Below are 18,496 nucleotides of genomic sequence, written 5' to 3'. Positions count from 1 at the left end.
TTATTATAATGGAAAACAATTTTACTATGCAAGAATTACTTGACATGCAGGAAAAAGAGTTAAGTAAAATTAATGTTGGTGAAGAAATCACTGGAAAGATTGAGCAGATAAGCAAGGATGAGCTTATTTTAAAGCTTGAAGTTGGTTTTGATGGTGTAATACCAGCAAGTGAACTTAATTTGGAGAAAGGTCAAGTTATTTCTGATGTATATAAAATAGATGATGAGGTGACTGGAATCATAACTAATATTAGTTACAAAGATGCCACTATCAAAATTTCTAAATTAAAACTAGAACAACAGGCAGATTTAAAGGAATTAATTGATGCAATGGAAAACAGAACAATAATAAATGTTCATTCATTCAAGGCATTGGATAGAGGATTGTATGTTAAGTATAAATCATACACAATGTTTATGCCTATTTCTCAGATCGATACTAAATTTGTAAAGGATACAAGTGTATATGTTGGTCAGGATTTAGACTGCTATGTAAAGGAAGTAAATCCAAGAAAGAACAGAATAATTGTGTCTCACAGAGAAGTTGCTCAGGAAATTCTTGATAAGGAAAGAAAAGAAAAAAGAGAGCAGATAAAGGCTGAAAGAGAAGCAGAAAGAGCTAGAATTAAAGCCGAAAGAGAACAAGCAAAGGCTGAAAGAGAAGCATTGTTTGAATCACTTGTTGTTGGTGAAAAGAGAAGTGGTAGGGTTACAAATATTATGCCTTATGGTGCATTTATTGACCTTGGAGGAATTGAAGGTCTTGCTCATATAAATAATATTTCTTGGGATAGAATAGAGTCTGTTGAATCTGTATTAAGTGTTGATGATCAGGTTGATGTATTCATTCAGAGTATTGATCCAGAAACAAAGAGAATTGCTTTGGCATTAAAAGATCCAAATAAGGATCCGTGGAAGCTGATAGCTGATGAAGTGCAATTATATTCAGTAGTTGAGGCTGAGGTTTTAAGAATCATAGATAAGGGTGCTTTCGTTGAAGTTAAACCAGGAATAGAAGCTTATTTACCAATTGGTGAATTGAGTGAAGCTAGAATAAATAAAGTTGAAGATGTAGTTAATATTGGAGACAGAATAAAGGCAGCTATAATCAAGTTTAATCCAGAAACTAAGAGAATGATGCTTTCAATCAGAGAATTAACTAGAGAACCAGAAGAAGATTTATCTCAGTATATGTCCGTTGGAGATGACACTATCGGTAATATAGGTGATGTTTTAAAGGAAAAAAGTGAATCTTCAATAGAAGAATAAATTTAGTTTACATACAAATGAGGGCTGTGTCAGCCCTCTTTTAAAATATTAAAAAGGAAAAATGAGATGAGAAGAGAGTATAAAAAAAATAGCTTTGCATTTGAAAAAATTAATTTTTCTATGATATTTGTGTTTTTAGTGATATTCTTTTTTATGCTTACCCTTAATTCCTATACTCCATATGTAGCTGATGATTTTAATAATATGTTCACTCAAGATTCGTATAGAGTTAATTCTATAATGGAGGTTTTTGCGAATCAGCAATACAGATACAACAATACGAATGGAAGAACGGTGGCTCATACCATTGCTGGGGTAGTTTTAATGATGGATAAATACTTGATCAATGTATTAAACTCACTAGTTTTTTGTTTGTTTATTTACATTATATATAATTATTCGAAATTACACGATTATTTTGGCATTAATATTGAGCAGAAAAATTACAAGAGACTGATTCAAAGGAATAAATATGGGAGAAAAGGATACAAAGCTTTGTATATTTTGTTTATTTTTCTATCATTATGGTATTTTACACCTGTTTTCGGACAAAATTTTTTATGGGTGATTGGATCTGCCAATTATCTTTGGACTAACGTAATAATTTTGACAATTTTATTTGTAGTAAGAAGAACTGCCATTCTTAAGGTTCCGCTCAATAATGTAATAATGACGCTGATTTTTATTCTTCTATCCTTCTTTTCTGGATGGACCAATGAAAACTCTGTTCCAGCTATTATAGTATTGATATTTTATTATATGCTTGTCATGAAAAAGCATAAAGCTGACGGAATACTTTTTATTGTAATGATGTTGATCAGCATGATAACAGGATTTGCCGTTATGTTAACCGCTCCGGGAAACTTTATAAGGGCGACTTATTTCGAAAAGGGTGGAACTTTTTTTGAAAAAATATCAGACAGAATGGCGGGTATGAATGAGAAATTTGTAGAGTATTTTTTTGTTTTACTATTAATAGCAATAGTTGCTGCAATAATATCTAGAATTTTCTATCTGTATAAAAATTTTGAATCGGAAGCATTTATTGTTGGAGCTTTGGTATCATACTATTCTATGCTGTTGTCGCCTACATTTCCGTTGAGAGCGGGAATTAGCACCGTTTATTTATTGATTATATCAATAGTTATGAGCTTATCAGTTATTGGAAGAGTGAATGTGAGAGTCTGCAGTGGCGTTATTTTGTGCATGTTGTTGTTTTTGGGATATATGTTCTATGATACAGTGCCAGATGCAATGATTGCAAATAAAGAATATTTTAGGAAATATTCTGCAAGGGAAATGATAATAATAGATAGTAAAACTTTTGGTAAGGTCGAAAATATCGAAATTCCACCAGTTATCACTGAAAACAAATATGTTGCAGCGTATGGGCTGGAGGATGCAAAATACGATAAAGATGATTGGATTAATTATGCGATTTCTAGGTATTATGGTGTGAAATCAGTTATTTTGCAAAATCAAGAGAGGAATAAGTAAATGTCTAAAAAAATAGCTAAGACAAATGTGATGAGAATATTGGATAGCATCAAAATAAAATATAACCAATATGTATATCCGGTGATAGATTGCCATATTGATGGTATATCTGTGGCAAATCATATCGGAAAGGATTGCAGTATTGTTTACAAGACTTTGGTGGCACAAGGTCATAGCAAAAGCTTTTATGTGTTTGTTATTCCAGTTGCTGAAAATCTGGATTTAAAAAAAGCATCGAAGTCTTGTAATGAAAAAAACATCGAGATGATTCATGTCAAGGATATCAACAAGGTTACTGGCTATATTAGAGGTGGATGCTCACCTATTGGTATGAAAAAACAGTATAGAACATTTATTGATGAGAGCGCAAGCAATATCGATAAAATTATCGTCAGTGCTGGCAAGCTTGGATATCAGGTTGAATTGAGCGTCGAGGACTTAATAAAGCTAACAGGAGCAAGCCTATCAGATATTGTAGTACGGTAGAATATTTGATTGATTTTGATGTAGCAGGATAATAAGCACAATAAAAATGTTAAATATAATAAAAACATTAAATATATTGAATATATAAAACATAATAATATTGAACATATTCAATATATTATGATAATTAGATATTAATAAAAGAAGGTGTAGTTTTGAGAGAGATAGATTCTAGACTTATTGAGGAAGCCGTTAGAAATATGTGCATAGATGTATGTATAAATCTTGATGACAGTGTTTTAAAGTCTCTTGAGCATAATAAATCCAGGGAAGAAAATGCTGTGGCAATAAATATTTTAGACATACTGATTGAAAATGCCGAAATTGCTAAAAATAAGAGGATTCCTCTTTGCCAAGATACTGGTGTGGCAGTATTTTTTGTAAGGGTTGGGCAGGATTTACATATAAAGGGAAAAAACATTTCTTCAGCTATAAATGAAGGAGTTAGAAGGGGATATACTGAAGGGTATTTAAGGAAATCTGTGGTATCACCTATAGATAGAATTAATACTGGAGACAATACTCCTGCGATAATTCATTATGATATAGTTGATGGAGATTGCTTGGAAATTGAGCTTGCAGCCAAAGGATTTGGAAGCGAAAATATGAGCAAGCTAAAAATGTTAAAGCCATCTGATGGAATTGAAGGAATAAAGCAATTCATTCTTGATACGGTAAGGGATGCTGGACCAAATCCATGTCCGCCGATTGTTGTAGGTGTTGGAATTGGTGGGACGGTAGACAAATGCTCAGTTATTGCTAAAAAAGCACTTTTTAGAGAAATAGGAAAGCACAATTCGGAAAATGAAATTAAGAATTTAGAAATTGAAATGCTAGAAAAAATAAATTCACTTGGGATAGGTCCACAGGGATTAGGAGGAAATACTACTGCTCTGGCTGTCAATATTGAGACCTTTCCGACTCATATTGCTGGTTTGCCAGTAGTTGTAAATATTAATTGTCATTCATCCAGGCACAAAAAAATTGTGTTGTAGAAAAATACAGTATAATACTATAAATGTTTTACACGAGGAGAAAAGAAATGATCGAGTTAAATTCGCCATTTTCAGAGGAAGAAATTAGAAATTTGAAAGCTGGAGATATTGTCAGAATCAGTGGAGTTTTGTATACTGCAAGAGACGCAGCTCATAAAAGATTGTGCGAGTCAATTAAGCTTAAGGAAGAGCTTCCGTTTGATGTTAAGGATCAGGGGATATATTACGTTGGTCCATCCCCGACAAAGCCGGGGGAGATTATTGGTGCTGCAGGACCGACCACGAGCTATAGGATGGATGATTTGACGATACCACTTTTGGAAAAAGGTCTGAGAATAATGATTGGGAAAGGCAAGAGAAGTGATGAAGTTATTTTTGGTATGAATAGATATGGTGCAGTTTATCTAGTTGCAATTGGTGGAGCAGGTGCGTACATTTCGAGCTCAATTAAGAGCAGTGAAATTGTAGCGTACGAGGATTTGGGGCCTGAGGCTATAAGAAAAATAGAGGTTGAAAATATGATTTTGACTGTATGTATTGATACTGAGGGCAATAATTTGTATGAACACTAGAGATTGATAAAAAACTATTTCGTATTTTTCAAAGTAATGAAAGGAACTTAGATATGTCAGAAAATAATATTAACTATTCAAAAGAGGCATTGAAGATGCATATGAATAAAAGGGGCAAAATCGAGGTTGTCAGTAAGGTAAAGGTCGAAAACAAAGATGATCTTTCAATAGCATACACTCCGGGCGTTGCCCAGCCTTGTATAGAAATCAATAAAAATGTTGAAGCTGTGTATAAATATACTTCCAAAGGAAATCTTGTGGCTGTGGTAAGTGATGGATCTGCTGTTTTGGGACTTGGGAATATCGGTGCTGAGGCTTCTATACCCGTCATGGAGGGGAAGGCGATATTGTTTAAGGAATTTGCGGGCGTGGATTCATTTCCTGTTTGTTTGAAAACGCAAGATGTAGATGAAATTGTCAATGCTGTTAAATTGATTGAGCCAGTTTTTGGAGGGATAAATCTGGAGGACATATCAGCGCCAAGATGCTTCGAGATTGAACGAAGATTGAAACAAGAGCTTAATATACCTGTTTTTCACGATGATCAACATGGTACAGCAATCATTGTTACGGCCGGTATTCTAAATTCGATAAGATTGTTGGGTAACAAAAAAATTGAAGAGCTTGAAATAGTAATAAATGGTGCTGGAGCAGCGGGTATTGCGATTTGCAAAATGCTGCTAGATATGAATGTAAAAAATATTGTATTGTGTGACAAATATGGTATTTTGGAGGAAAACAGCAGAGATATAAATTGGGCGCAAGAAGAGATGCTTAAATATACTAATAAGAATAAAGAAACAGGGACATTGGTTGATGCTGTAAAAGGAAAGGATGTGTTTATCGGTGTTTCTAGACCAAAGATGCTTACATCTGAAATGATAAAAACGATGGCAAAGGACCCGATTGTTTTTGCGATGGCAAATCCGATTCCGGAGATAATGCCTGATGAAGCAAAGGAATCAGGAGTTTTTGTATTGGGAACGGGTAGAAGTGATTTTCCAAATCAAGTGAACAATGTACTTGCATTTCCGGGAGTTTTTAAAGGAGCCTTGGAATGTAGAGCAAGTGAAATAAATGAGGAGATGAAGGTGGCTGCGGCAAAAGCCATAGCAAATTTCATACCAGTTGAAAAATTGAGTAGAGAATATATACTGCCAAATGCATTTGAGCCAGGCGTTGCAGATGCAGTTGCAGATGCAGTTAAAAGGGCTGCAGTTGATACGAAAGTAAATAAAATTGAGGTATAAAATTGATAGAAATTGGCAAATACAACAAATTAAAGGTGAAAAGAGAAAAAGAATATGGTTATTTTTTAGATGGGAAAACTAAAAATTCAAATGACGATATATTGCTTCCAAAGAGCAAGATAACAAAATCGCAAGAAATTAAGCTCGGAGAAGAGGTTGAAGTTTTTGTTTATAGAGATTCTCAAAGGAGATTGGTGGCTACACAGGAAAAACCGAAGGCAATTGTTGATGAAATTGCAATATTAAGAGTCTGTGATAATTCTGAAATAGGCAGCTTTGTGGATATTGGTCTTGATAGGGATATACTTGTACCTTTTAGAGAGAAAAAGTATCCGCTATATGTAGATAGCTATTATCCTTTCTATATATATCTGGATAAAACGGGAAGATTGGCAGCTACCACAAATATAGATATTCATTTAGAAGCTGCGAATGGACTGTTGAAAATAGGCGATATGTGCAGTGGATATGTGTTCGGATTTCAGACGAATGGAACAGCTCTAGTATGCATAGAGCCAAATTTTTATGGAATAATCCTAAAAGAGGAGGTATATGCTTCTCTTAGAGAGGGAGATTATCTAACTGATCTGAGAGTCATAAAAATTTATGATGATGGAAGATTGGGACTTTCTGCTAGAAAAGAGAGAATTGAGGAAATGCAGGGCTTGGAAAAGGAAATATTGTCCTATATGGAGGGTAATGATGGCTTTATGAGATTTAATGACAAGGCAGATCCTGAAGAATTGAGAATAGTGTTTAATACAAGTAAGAAAAACTTTAAGAGAACTCTTGGTGTGATGATGAAGAAAGGGTTAATAAAGCAAGATGCTCAAGGTACATGGCTAAAATAGAAGCTAATATACGTATCTTGAGCATTGGATGATGGAGATATGAAAAACTCGCACATTTTGTAGTCATGTAATGATGAAGACTGATGCTGCGAGTTTTTTAGGTTGTACAATATTTATTGTGCTATATCTATATCTTTTGTTGATTGTTATGTATTTGATATATCAGAAGCTTTCGTTGTTAGATGAGGAGCTAAGGTCTTCTGATGAGTTTGTTATCGAGTGCACAATTTGATAATTGACAGATTCAATAAAATACTGTATTATATCCAAAGCATTTGATACAAAATCTTCGGATAAATCATTTTTGTTGTTGCTGTTTGGGCGAAAATCAAGTTCATGAACTATTGAATTTCTTCTATCTACTAATTCATCTATATATTTTTTCATCTGAGTGATACTGTTCAATTGTTTGAAGCGCATAGTCATTCTTGGTTGTATTGCCTTCCATATATTAAAATCTAAGATATAGTTCATATTCCTGTCTATGGATGTAGATTTTTGTATTGTATAATTTGATGTAACTTCGTAAATAGCATCGCTAAGTATTTTTTCTTTTTCAACCATATTAAAATTATTTTTGTCAAAGCTATTCAAAACAGTTATTGGTATTAAAAAGCTATTGAAATTCTTTCCGGGCTGCGCCTTTCCTCTGAATATTTGGAGTATAACGGCTTTTTCAATATCATGCATATATTTGTCCATAGTTGCACATATCAGAACTATACAATATCTGTATATATTGATATCTTCAGTATTCGAGTTTATCAATTGTCTGATGTATTTCGTGTTTGAGCGAAACATTTGCATGGGTTGGTTTAGATCATCATCAATTAAATCCAAGCCGGTTTTTCTAGGAATTATTTTTGGTTTTGGTCTGTTAAATGAGCTTTTATATTTATTCGACATGGTCATCTCTCCTTAAAGCATTTATTCCACCATATTTTCCTGAAAGATATGCACTTCTAAAGTTTTCATTCTGGCTAACGTCAATGATGTCAGCAAGGGAGTACAATCTTGTTTCATTGAAATTTTTATCAGTTATATAAATTTCATCTTTTCTCAATGAGTTTATTTCCAATAGATCCGTAGTATGAGTTGTAGTGATAAGTTGTCCATTTATATTTTCAACCGGATTTTGGAATAGCTCTATAATATATTTTGAAATAAGAGGGTGGATAAAAGACGTCATTTCATCGACAATAAGTGTTTTACCTTTATTGAGAGCATCAAAAATAAATGCGTATAGTGAGTATATCTTTATTGTACCCTCGGATTCTTCATATAGGTTAAAAACTACATCCTTTTCGTTTCCATCAGTATCAAAGCCTATTTTGTATGTATTGATGGTATATTTTGAATTTGTTTCTCCGTTTGACTTTTTATTGATAAAATTATTTTCTATCAACTCATCGTATAATCGATGCTTTATAGATTCGTTAATATCATCTCTCTGTAAAGTGGAGTCAATTTTTTCTGCCACAATCTTACTTATATTCGTATAGCTGATATCACTCAACATTCTGGAAATTTTGTTATAAAAAAGTTTATCTTTTTCTAATAGATATTCTATAGTTTTTTTCAAATTTTCCTTTGAATTCGAGTTGCTCAGAACAATTAAGTCATTTTCAATCCAGCTAGTAAAAGCATTAACTCTCTCATCAAAAATTGACAAAGCTCCAACGGATAGCTTTTTATCCTTGTCTATTCCCAGCATTTTAATTATGATTTCTTTATCTATGTCGTAATCAAACTCCATTGAATCTAAATTTCTATTTATTAGTTCGACGAAATCATAATTTTCATCAATTAAAAGAAGCTTTTCTAGTATAATTGAATTGTGATCGAGAATAACCTGATAATCATATATGAATTTTCCTACAGCTATTCGTATTTGATACTTTGTTGGTTTGATAGTGTAAAGGTCATCAAGTCTGTATGGATTGAATTTGAATATATCCACGTCCAATAAAGAAAGATCTGTGATTTTTGAATATACTATCTGATTTTTTAGATTTTCAATAGATCTTATAAGATTGCTCTTCCCTGATGCATTAAAACCATAAATTACGGCTGTTGGTAAAATGTAAAGATCATCAAAGTGTTTATGTAATTTCACTTTTTTAGAGTTTTTCACATTTGTAGAAATCATAGAAAACGTGACTTCATCCTTTAACGATAAAGAGTTTTCAACTGAAAAATCAATTAACATTGTGATACCTCCCTGATTACTATATAATCACTAACATATAAATAACGAAATAATGCCTTTAGCATTTGAAAAAGCATTAATATTTGAAATACCTTTATATCTTTATTTTATCATAAATTTGAACTAACAAACATATTAATAATAACTATATTTGCTATTTAGAGATGAGCTGATGCTTTTTTAGAAACAAAAAGAGAGGTCGACTCATTCAACCTCTCTTTTTCTGTGAGAAATACTTAAAAGAAATGTAATTTTTTAAGTACCTATATTATACAATAAGTTTAACAAAAAGTCTAATAATTTTTACGATAAAATAACTTTATCTATGATTTAATTCTAATTGTATTTTTGTAAATGATGTGGGACTTTTTTAGAGATAAAATATTATCAACTTGTTTTTAATTTATCGTTACTTTAATTATACAGTATTTTCTATCTTTTTTTATTATTTGTCTCACATCAATTGTAACATTACAATTTTATTAAGCGATTTATAATATAAATATTGTTTTTTAAAATTGAATTTGATATAATAAAAATACATATATATTTAAATATAAATAATTATTTATATAAGTTATATTTTTTGGAGGAATAGCTATGAGAAAGGAAAACGTTGTTAATTTATAGTGTCGTGTGTATATCATCTTTAATTTTAACTACAGTCGTAACTTCCTATGGAAATGTACTAAGTACCGAAAATACGGAGTACAATATGCTAGAAAATAAAGATCAAATTAGAATTGAAGCTGAAAAAATTTAAAGGTATTAGAAAATGAATTGGATATGAATACTTTACTGAACGCTATGCGATATATAATTTTAAAGCCGAGATGACTAATGATAGAGTAAAAATAACGGATAGATATGATTATAAAGAAGGAGCTTATTTTGTAGTAGCTGGTATTGCTGTTGATGCCATAGCTAGATTACAAAAATCAGGGAAATTTGTAGATTTTCCGTTAAGAATACATTTAAAAAGATAGGTAATGTTATGAAGAAAAAAATTGCATTGATTTTTTTATTAATTATTTTGTCTATATTGGGAATTTATTTTTTAAAAAATATTTCTCCTAGATTAAAAAGCTCAGAAGATGTATTTGTAAGTAAAAATATTTCTGAAAATGAAACTAAGGAGATATTAAAAGCTATAAGGTTAAATATTGATTTTAACAAAGCTGAGGAGGCTTACAATAGTCTAAATTTTCCGTCAGATGGTTATAGATATATTATAATAAAAACAGATAAATCAATAACAAAAAGGTTTCATGATGTATATAGTAATAATGAAATCAGTGAAAAAACAAATGATAAAAAACTGAAGTATAAAGACATAAGCCAAGATGAAGCGATTCAAATTTTAGAAGAGCATTGCAGTGAAAAAGAATTATTGAAATTAATAGAAACGGATTTTAATAATAAAGATTCCGCATTTGCTATGATGGAAGTTAATAATTCTGGTGAAGATAGCGGCTTATTTGATGAAACATATATAATTTCTTGTAGAGGAAATACTATTTATGTCTTTTATCATAAGATATAAATTTTATCATAAGATATAAATATGCTGCTAAATATTAATAACTGTATAGATTGATATTTGATTTGTTTAATTTATATACACTCAAAATAAACATTATAAATGAAAGGAACTCAACGATAATTATATGTATAGTTAAGTTCCTTTTTTATTAGATTGATTGTACAACCAAATAGGACAACTAAATACAAAAATAATTCATCATTATTTCTGTATCAGAATTGTAATTACAACACAACAATATAAAAAGAGAAATATGATGAATTAACTTAGTTCTAACACAAAACAGAGAGCCTTTAAACATCTAACTTCATATGAAAGAGGTTTAAATAAAATACATAAATAGTATTTTAAGAAAGTTTCTGGCTAAAGGCAAATTTATTAATTCTTATGAAGCTGCTGCACTCTGGAGATGTAATGCTATTATTTTTCGATACTATGACATAGCTAGGGAAAAGCTTACTATTTAATATTTCAATTTAGGAAAAAATAAAAAATAAGTATAAAATTTTTCTAAATATCTATTTTTATTGCATTTTGTCAATTACATAGAATAATTTTTATGATATAATTATATAGATTATGTAGATTTGCAGGAAAAGAGGTAGTGAGAATGTCATTATTAGATGCGCTGCTTAGCAAGCAAGACGATAGCGAAGTAGGCAAATTAAATAAAATTGTAGATAGAATAGATGCATTGGAAGATGGAATGAAAGCACTGACAGACGAAGAGCTTTCAAATAAAACTATTGAGTTTAAGGAAAGATTAAAGCATGGAGAAACTCTTGATGATCTTCTTGAAGAGGCATTTGCAGTTGCAAGAGAGGCAACAAGAAGAACTCTTGGTATGAGACAGTATAGAGTTCAGCTGGTAGGTGGTATAGTTCTTCATCAAGGAAAAATAGCTGAAATGAAAACTGGTGAAGGTAAAACCTTGGTGTCTGTGGCACCATGTTATTTGAACTCTCTTAAAGAAGAAGGTGTCCATGTAATAACTGTAAATGATTATTTGGCAGAAAGAGATGCCGATACGGTTAGACCGGTGTTTGATTTATTAGGACTAACTGTTGGTGTAATCATAACAGGACAAGATCCAAATACTAGAAGAGAGCAATATAATTGTGATATTTCTTATGGTACAAACTCTGAGTTTGGATTTGACTATCTTAGAGACAATATGGTTAAAAAATTCTCTGAAAAAGTACAAAGAAAGCTCTCATTTTGTATTATAGACGAGGTTGACTCGATATTAATTGATGAAGCGAGAACTCCACTAATCATTTCTGGTGAGGGGGATCCGATAAGTGAATTATATTATAGGGCTGATGATTTTATTAGAACAATAGAGGAAGATGATTTTGAATTAGATAAAAAGGAGCATACAGTATCTTTAACAGAATCAGGCTTTAGAAAGGCTGAAAACTTCTTTAAAATTAGAACAATTACAAATTTGAATAATATGGCAATATATCATCATATAAATCAAGCACTTACAGCACATAAATTGATGAGTATAGATGATGATTATGTTGTAAAAGATGGTGAAGTGTTTATTGTAGATGAATATACTGGAAGAATAATGGATGGACGAAGGTTCTCAGACGGACTTCATCAAGCATTGGAAGCAAAGGAAGGGGTAGAAATTCAGCTAGATAATAAGACAATGGCAACAGTTACATATCAGAATTTTTTCAGGATGTATAGGAAAATTTCAGGGATGACTGGTACTGCGAAAACTGAAGAAAATGAGTTTGAACAAACCTATCATATGAATGTTGTCCAGATTCCTACAAATAAGCCTGTAATTAGAAAAGATTTGGATGATAAGGTATATATGTCTGAGAAGGAAAAATTTGATGCGGTTGTTGAAGAGATTCAGCAGATACATTCTACTGGACAGCCTATACTTGTCGGTACTGCGACTGTTGAAAAGTCAGAGTATCTATCAGGGCTTTTGAATAAGAAAAATCTTAAACATGAGATATTAAATGCGAAAAATGATAAAAGAGAAGCTGAAATTATTGAAAAGGCGGGACTTCTTGGAAATATTACAATAGCTACGAATATGGCAGGTAGAGGTACTGATATAAAGCTTGGCAACGGAGATCCTAAGATGGAAGAGGAGGTAATTTCATTGGGTGGACTTTACGTTCTAGGTACTGAAAGACATGAGTCGAGAAGAATCGATAACCAATTGAGAGGTAGATCTGGAAGACAGGGTGATCCAGGGACTTCAAGATTTTTTGTGAGTATAGAGGATGAAATAATAAAACTATATGGTGGTGCTTCAATAAAGAAATTGGGGAAAAAATTGAAACCCGATTCTCATGGAGCGATTTCGAGCAAGTCTCTTACAAAGGCTATAACTAATGCACAAAAGGGGATAGAAGGAAGGAATTTTGAACAGAGAAAAGATGTACTAAAGTATGATAATGTGATTGATAAGCAGAGAAAGGTCATATATGCTGAGAGAGACAATGTTTTAAAAGGGATTGATTTAAAAGATACAGTAATGGATATGGCCAAGCAGACTATAGATGAATATGTTAATAAGTATATCAACGCAAAGCCAAGAAATTACTTTAAGTATATGAAGGCACTTTATTCAGCATTTATGCCACCAGATACAATATTAATACCGGGTATGAGTGAGATGACTCCAGAAGAGATAGGTCAATTTACATTGGACATTGTAAATAATATATACGATTTGAAATTAATGATGGTGGGAGAAGAGTTTTTTTCACATGAACAAAAAGAGATACTGTTGAGAGTTGTAGATACATATTGGGTTGATCATATAGATCTTATGGATCAGATGAGACAAAGTGTAGGATTGGTAGCTGTTGGTCAAAAGGACCCTGTAAAGGAGTATACAATTGAAGCATATGAGATGTTTAAAACATTGAATAAAAAGATAAGGCTTGAAACTCTAAAATTTGTTTTTTCATTTGAAGGAATGGAATAGAAAATATGAGTATAATTTATAGATCCAGCATTACATATAGTTGTATTTGCTGGATTTATTTATGACACTAATTATGATATAATGAAAATATATTTTTAGGGGTGGTGCAAATGGAAGATAAGATTACTTTTAATGATAAAGCTAGATACCAGCTTCGACGACTATACGAAGTTATAAGAAGCTATGTAATAGAAAAGAAAAATATAGATAGAAAATTTCATTATATGAGAGTGAGATCTATAGATGTATTGAGAGGTATTCTAACAATTTTGGTTATGATGATAATATCTCAAGGCTTGGAGGATTCTGTAAGTAAGAATTTTATAATCTCAGAATGGGATGGGGTAACCTTAGCGGATGTTGTGTTGCCATTTTTTATTCTTATTATGGGTGCATCAATACCATTTTATATAAAAAAATATCATGAAAATAGAAATAAAATCTCATTGATAATAAAAAAATCTTTGATTAGAGCATTACTTTTATTATTGTTGGGGTTGATATTTAGCATTCTATTTCTTGAGTCTGATAAATATGTTAGAATTACGGGTCCACTTCAATTACTAGCGATTAATTACATAATGAGTATTTTGGCATACATGATATTTTTAAAACTTAGAGTCAAAAATAACGTTATAACATATGTATTTGCTATCATAGGTGTATTGATAGCAATGATATTTTCTATCATTTTTATCAATGGGGGGCGAGAAGCTGCTACAAATATATTTGTAAGGACTGATATATCGTTAATAGGTGAATATAAGAGTTTATCGTTAGCGGATCCAGAGGGTATAATGGCAATTTTTAGTTCGATCTCATTGGGATTTTTGGGAATTTCTTTTGGGTGTATTCTCAATAAAAAACATATTGATAAAAAATATGTTGGATATAGAAGACCGATGAAAATAAGAAATGATGGCTTTAGCAAGGAGAATCTCCTTGTGGATATCAAAAGCTGGATTAACTACAAATCGATAAAATCATTATTAAGCAATTACTATAGGTTTAACAATGAGGTAAAAAAAGTGATTCATTTGCTAATGTTTTCATTGATATATTTGGTGCTATTTTTTGTAACAAAATACTGGATTCCAGTAAATCGAAATGTATTTAGCATCAGCTTTGTCATGATTGATTGCTTTTATTTTTCAATGATGTTGGTTGTGGCGTATGTGATGTGTGATATTGTCAAGCTTAGGTTTGGTGTAAATTATTTGGGTAATATTGGTAAGAATACGATTCTTGTTATTTTTATAGTCCAGATTGTCCACAAATTATTGTCGATGATTAAAATAAAGTCTATATTTACTGGGACATGGTTACCATTCAATAACTGGTTCACTACGGATTTTATTTTGCCGATATTTGGCATTGAATTCTCATCTACAGTCTATTCGGTTTTCATTACGGTAATATGGATATTGCTTTTTAATTTGCTGGATAGATATGATATAAAGGTGAATTTATAGGGGGTAGGCATGAAAGGACAATTTGATAAAGAGCAGATAAAAGAAGTTGTGAAGCAGACATTTATACTTTTGGTTTCTTTAATGCTGATAATCGGCTTTTTTAAGTTATTCTACTCTTATTCTAGCCAAAGAAAAATGATTTCGGAATTTGAAAATACTAATATCAGAGAAAAATTGATTACAAATAATAAGGCTGCAAATATGGGTAAGCCATACAAAATAAAAGATGGTATCGTATATATGCCACTTTTAGAATTATGCAAAAATTTTAATACAGATGCGACTTATAAATTTACTCCTAACGGAGGTATTGAGCTCAAATATAGAAAATCAACATATCTACTTCAAAGAGGTTCAAATGAAGTGAGATTTTTGGGGAATGAAAACATATTAAAAATGGATGGCGTTGTTGTGTTTATGAACAACACTATATATGTGCCGCTGGACTTTATTTATAAGGTTTTGGATGTAAATGTAGTTCAATCTAGTGATGGAACTGTGTATATGGATAATTATCCTAAAAAATTCAATTATAGCTGGGTTAAAGAAAACAGATATATCGCTCATGCTATGGGAGGTATTGATGGTAATACATACACTAATTCCAAAGAGGCAATGGAAAAAAGCTATGAAAGAGGTCTTAGAGTTTTGGAAGCTGATATTTCATTGTCCTCTGATGACAAGCTTGTTCTTATTCATTCGTTTGAAAAGGATGGATTGGCACAGTTAGGTCTACCAGTATCTTGGGCACTAAAGCCACCGACGGAAAAGGAGTTTCTAGAGAAAAAGATTTTGGGAAGGTATACTACTATGAAATTTTCAGATGTAGCTGCATTTATGAAAAAGCATAAGGATGTATATATCGTCATCGACTTGAAAAATAATGATATAAAGGATGTTGAAAAATGCTATAAAAAAATAGTAGAAATTGCAAAAAAAGAAGATCAATCTATTTTGAAGAGAATAATCCCTCAGATTTATTATGAACAGATGTATAGACCATTGATGAATATTTATGATTTTAAGTCGATTATTTTTACGACATATAGAATAGAAGAACTTGAGGTTAATAGGATTGTAGATTTTTCCTATGAGCACGGAATAAAAATTGTTGCAGTAAATAAGTTTAAATTTTCAAAGGAGCTAACAGATAAGCTGGTAGACAGAGGAATTGGATTATATATGTTTACTTACAATGATGAAAGCGTTGTGAATTCGCTGAGAAATCTATATGTCAGTGGTTTTTATACCGATTTTTTGCCAAAAGACAAAATCAATAGAGATTCGGATGGCAAGGTAATCGTGAATGAGAAAAAAAATAATACAAATTAAATTAATAAAAAAGGTTACAAAAATGTTACATTTGTGTTATAATATACTAAGTTCTTAAGAGGATAGTTAAATAATAATGAAAAAGGGGGAATTGTATGAGATCTTTTAGGAATAAAATCATAGGGGTAATTTTTAGTTTGATTTTGGTATTGACATCATTTTCAAGTGTGTATGCTGATACTAGTGATGTTGATCTTCAAACTTCATCATATGAAAATTTAAGTGAAGCAAATGATATTGAAATTGAAAATATGAAAGTTGAATTAGGTGTTGGAAAAATATCAGATATTGATGCAGCTGATTCTAATGAGAGCTATAGCTCGATTGATAGCTTGGATGAAAATCATACAAAAACATCTTCTCAGTTGACTTCATTGTATGGTGCAGACAGAATAAAAACAGCTATAAAGGTTAGTAAGACTGGTTGGTATGCTGCTGACACTGTTGTAATCGTAAATAGCCAAAATACGATGATGGGAATTGTTGCAACACCTCTTGCGACATCGCTTAATGCACCGATATTAATCACAGGAGCTAATTCGCTTGACTCTTCTGTAGCAGCTGAACTGTCTAGACTTAAACCAAGTAACGTAATAGTTATTGGAGATAGAAATTTGATTTCAAAAGCAGTTTCTGACAGAGTAAAGTCGATAACTGGAGCAAATATTGAAAGAATTTTCGGTTCAAATTCCAAGGATATTTCATTAGCAGTTGCAAAGAGGATTTCAGCTATAAAGCATGTGAATACTGCATATGTAGTAAGCGAAGCAAATGGTGTAGCTGATGCATTGACAATAGCATCAAAGGCTGGTAGTACAAAGAATCCTGTTATAGTGGTCGATAAAAATATGGTTAGTACAAATACCTTTGCATATTTAAGAGACAATATATCAACTGTATTTTATATTGGAGGTGTAAACTCTATTTCAAACACTCTTCTTAATAAAATAAATACAGTAGTTGATAATGCAGGCTCAATCAATAGAATTTATGGTTCTGATAGACATGATACTAATGTTAATGTTATAAACAGGTTTTATAAAGACAAGAATATTCCTGTTCTTGTAGTTACTAAATCAGACAATCAAGGCTTGATTGACACTGTTTGTGCAGGTCCTTTTGCAGCATTATATAATGCTCCGATTTTGATAACAAATAAGACATATGTTCCTGCAGTTACAAAGAACTTTTTGAGGAAGGTAAGTGTAACAAGGGTGTACCAAATAGGTGGTGGTATAAGCTCAAGTGTTTCAAGTACGATAAAAAATCCTGGATCAAACTCATCCTCGCAAAGTAATGCGAATTCTGGTTCAAATAGCTCTACTGATAGAGTTGTGCCAAATGTGTCAAAACCGCAGGTTGGTGATGTTATCAGCGGAAGCATCAAAGGGAAAACAATAGTGATTGATCCTGGTCATGGTGGAAAAGACTCAGGAGCAAGTGGCTTGTATAACACTTATGAAAAAAACTGGACCTTGACAACAGCATTGGCGTGTGCAGATTATTTGACAAGAGCTGGAGCCAATGTTGTAATGACGAGAAAAACAGATATTTATCCGACCTTGCAAGACCGAGCGGATATAAGCAATAATTCTGGTGCTGTTCTGTTCTGCAGTATTCACTATAATAAGGGTGGAAATATCGTTAATGAAGCTACAGGTGAAATGAGTGGTAATGGAGTAGAAGTATTTAAGGGCGATGGAGAAAGTGCGAATGCTGTTGCTCGAAATATTTTGAATAGTATATTGAATGGATTTAACCTTAGAAACAGAGGTGTCAAAGATGGGACTCACTTGTATGTAATAGCAAATACTGTTGCTCCGGCAGTGCTAGTTGAGGGTGGATTTATGTCTAGCTCAAGAGATGTAAGCATGTTAAATAGTCAAGCAGCATTGAAAAAGATGGGAGTTCAAATTGCAAAGGGAATAATAGCTTCCTTTAAATAAAACAAGTCATGTGACTGGTCAGAGATTATTAATCAAATTTAATTGGTTAATTAATTATGACCAGTCTTTTTGTATTTATATAAAGGGGTTGATTTTAAAAGGTGTTTATA

The 18,496-nt window shown here is 31.8% G+C and carries 16 protein-coding genes; 14 read left to right on the top strand and 2 right to left on the bottom strand.

Features of this window, described 5'->3' with window-relative positions:
• Positions 1-8: 8 nt before the first annotated feature.
• The 7 genes from BM120_RS01000 to BM120_RS00970 all read left to right on the top strand — a co-directional run bounded on the left by BM120_RS01000 (position 9) and on the right by BM120_RS00970 (position 6,919).
• Entirely contained in the window at positions 9-1,268 is a 1,260-nt protein-coding gene (locus BM120_RS01000; protein WP_091992631.1) for a 30S ribosomal protein S1, read from the top strand.
• 66 nt (positions 1,269-1,334) lie between these two features.
• Positions 1,335-2,765, top strand: coding sequence for a DUF3329 domain-containing protein (locus BM120_RS00995; protein ID WP_091992630.1), 1,431 nt, complete (start codon positions 1,335-1,337; stop codon positions 2,763-2,765).
• Positions 2,766-3,251, top strand: a complete 486-nt coding sequence (ybaK, locus tag BM120_RS00990) for a Cys-tRNA(Pro) deacylase (RefSeq protein WP_091992629.1) — start codon at positions 2,766-2,768, stop codon at positions 3,249-3,251.
• A gap of 155 nt (positions 3,252-3,406) precedes the next feature.
• Entirely contained in the window at positions 3,407-4,246 is an 840-nt protein-coding gene (locus BM120_RS00985) for a fumarate hydratase (RefSeq protein WP_091992628.1), read from the top strand.
• 47 nt (positions 4,247-4,293) lie between these two features.
• On the top strand, positions 4,294-4,818 hold the full coding sequence (locus tag BM120_RS00980; protein WP_091992627.1) for a Fe-S-containing hydro-lyase: 525 nt from the start codon (positions 4,294-4,296) through the stop codon (positions 4,816-4,818).
• 53 nt (positions 4,819-4,871) lie between these two features.
• Positions 4,872-6,068, top strand: coding sequence for an NAD(P)-dependent malic enzyme (locus tag BM120_RS00975; RefSeq protein WP_278335305.1), 1,197 nt, complete (start codon positions 4,872-4,874; stop codon positions 6,066-6,068).
• Positions 6,069-6,070: 2 nt separating this feature from the next.
• Complete coding sequence (locus BM120_RS00970; RefSeq protein WP_091992626.1) at positions 6,071-6,919, top strand: CvfB family protein; 849 nt, start codon at positions 6,071-6,073, stop codon at positions 6,917-6,919.
• A gap of 162 nt (positions 6,920-7,081) precedes the next feature.
• On the opposite strand, the gene BM120_RS00965 is transcribed toward BM120_RS00970, so the two are convergent.
• The gene (locus tag BM120_RS00965) at positions 7,082-7,825 is read right to left on the bottom strand and encodes a HEPN domain-containing protein (RefSeq protein ID WP_091992625.1); all 744 of its coding nucleotides are present in this window, start codon (positions 7,823-7,825) and stop codon (positions 7,082-7,084) included.
• A complete protein-coding gene (locus BM120_RS00960; protein ID WP_091992624.1) occupies positions 7,815-9,128 on the bottom strand; it encodes an AAA family ATPase in 1,314 nt (437 codons plus the stop codon). The genes BM120_RS00965 and BM120_RS00960 overlap by 11 nt, the downstream gene beginning before the upstream one ends.
• Positions 9,129-9,744: 616 nt before the next feature.
• Here BM120_RS00960 and BM120_RS10805 point away from each other — a divergent pair.
• The 7 genes from BM120_RS10805 (at position 9,745) to BM120_RS00935 (ending at position 18,386) form a co-directional block, all read left to right on the top strand.
• Positions 9,745-9,891 (top strand): hypothetical protein, encoded by a 147-nt coding sequence (locus tag BM120_RS10805; RefSeq protein WP_177187338.1) that lies wholly within the window; start codon positions 9,745-9,747, stop codon positions 9,889-9,891.
• 70 nt (positions 9,892-9,961) lie between these two features.
• Positions 9,962-10,114 carry a hypothetical protein gene (locus tag BM120_RS10800; RefSeq protein WP_177187337.1) on the top strand — a complete coding sequence of 51 codons (153 nt, stop codon included), beginning with the start codon at positions 9,962-9,964 and terminating at the stop codon, positions 10,112-10,114.
• 8 nt (positions 10,115-10,122) lie between these two features.
• A complete protein-coding gene (locus tag BM120_RS00955; protein ID WP_091992623.1) occupies positions 10,123-10,671 on the top strand; it encodes a hypothetical protein in 549 nt (182 codons plus the stop codon).
• A gap of 610 nt (positions 10,672-11,281) precedes the next feature.
• Positions 11,282-13,636 carry a preprotein translocase subunit SecA gene (secA, locus tag BM120_RS00950; RefSeq protein ID WP_091992622.1) on the top strand — a complete coding sequence of 785 codons (2,355 nt, stop codon included), beginning with the start codon at positions 11,282-11,284 and terminating at the stop codon, positions 13,634-13,636.
• Between the two features lie 110 nt (positions 13,637-13,746).
• Entirely contained in the window at positions 13,747-15,108 is a 1,362-nt protein-coding gene (locus tag BM120_RS00945) for a DUF5009 domain-containing protein (protein ID WP_091992621.1), read from the top strand.
• Positions 15,109-15,117: 9 nt separating this feature from the next.
• Positions 15,118-16,440: a glycerophosphodiester phosphodiesterase family protein gene (locus tag BM120_RS00940; protein WP_091992620.1), complete on the top strand. Its 1,323-nt coding sequence runs from the start codon at positions 15,118-15,120 to the stop codon at positions 16,438-16,440.
• A 95-nt stretch (positions 16,441-16,535) separates the two neighbouring features.
• Complete coding sequence (locus BM120_RS00935) at positions 16,536-18,386, top strand: N-acetylmuramoyl-L-alanine amidase (protein ID WP_091992619.1); 1,851 nt, start codon at positions 16,536-16,538, stop codon at positions 18,384-18,386.
• Positions 18,387-18,496 lie beyond the last annotated feature (110 nt).

Origin of the sequence: Peptostreptococcus sp. D1 (genome assembly GCF_900112955.1) — a bacterium.
Classification (GTDB): domain Bacteria; phylum Bacillota; class Clostridia; order Peptostreptococcales; family Peptostreptococcaceae; genus Peptostreptococcus.
This window is presented reverse-complemented; position numbering and strand designations above follow the sequence as displayed.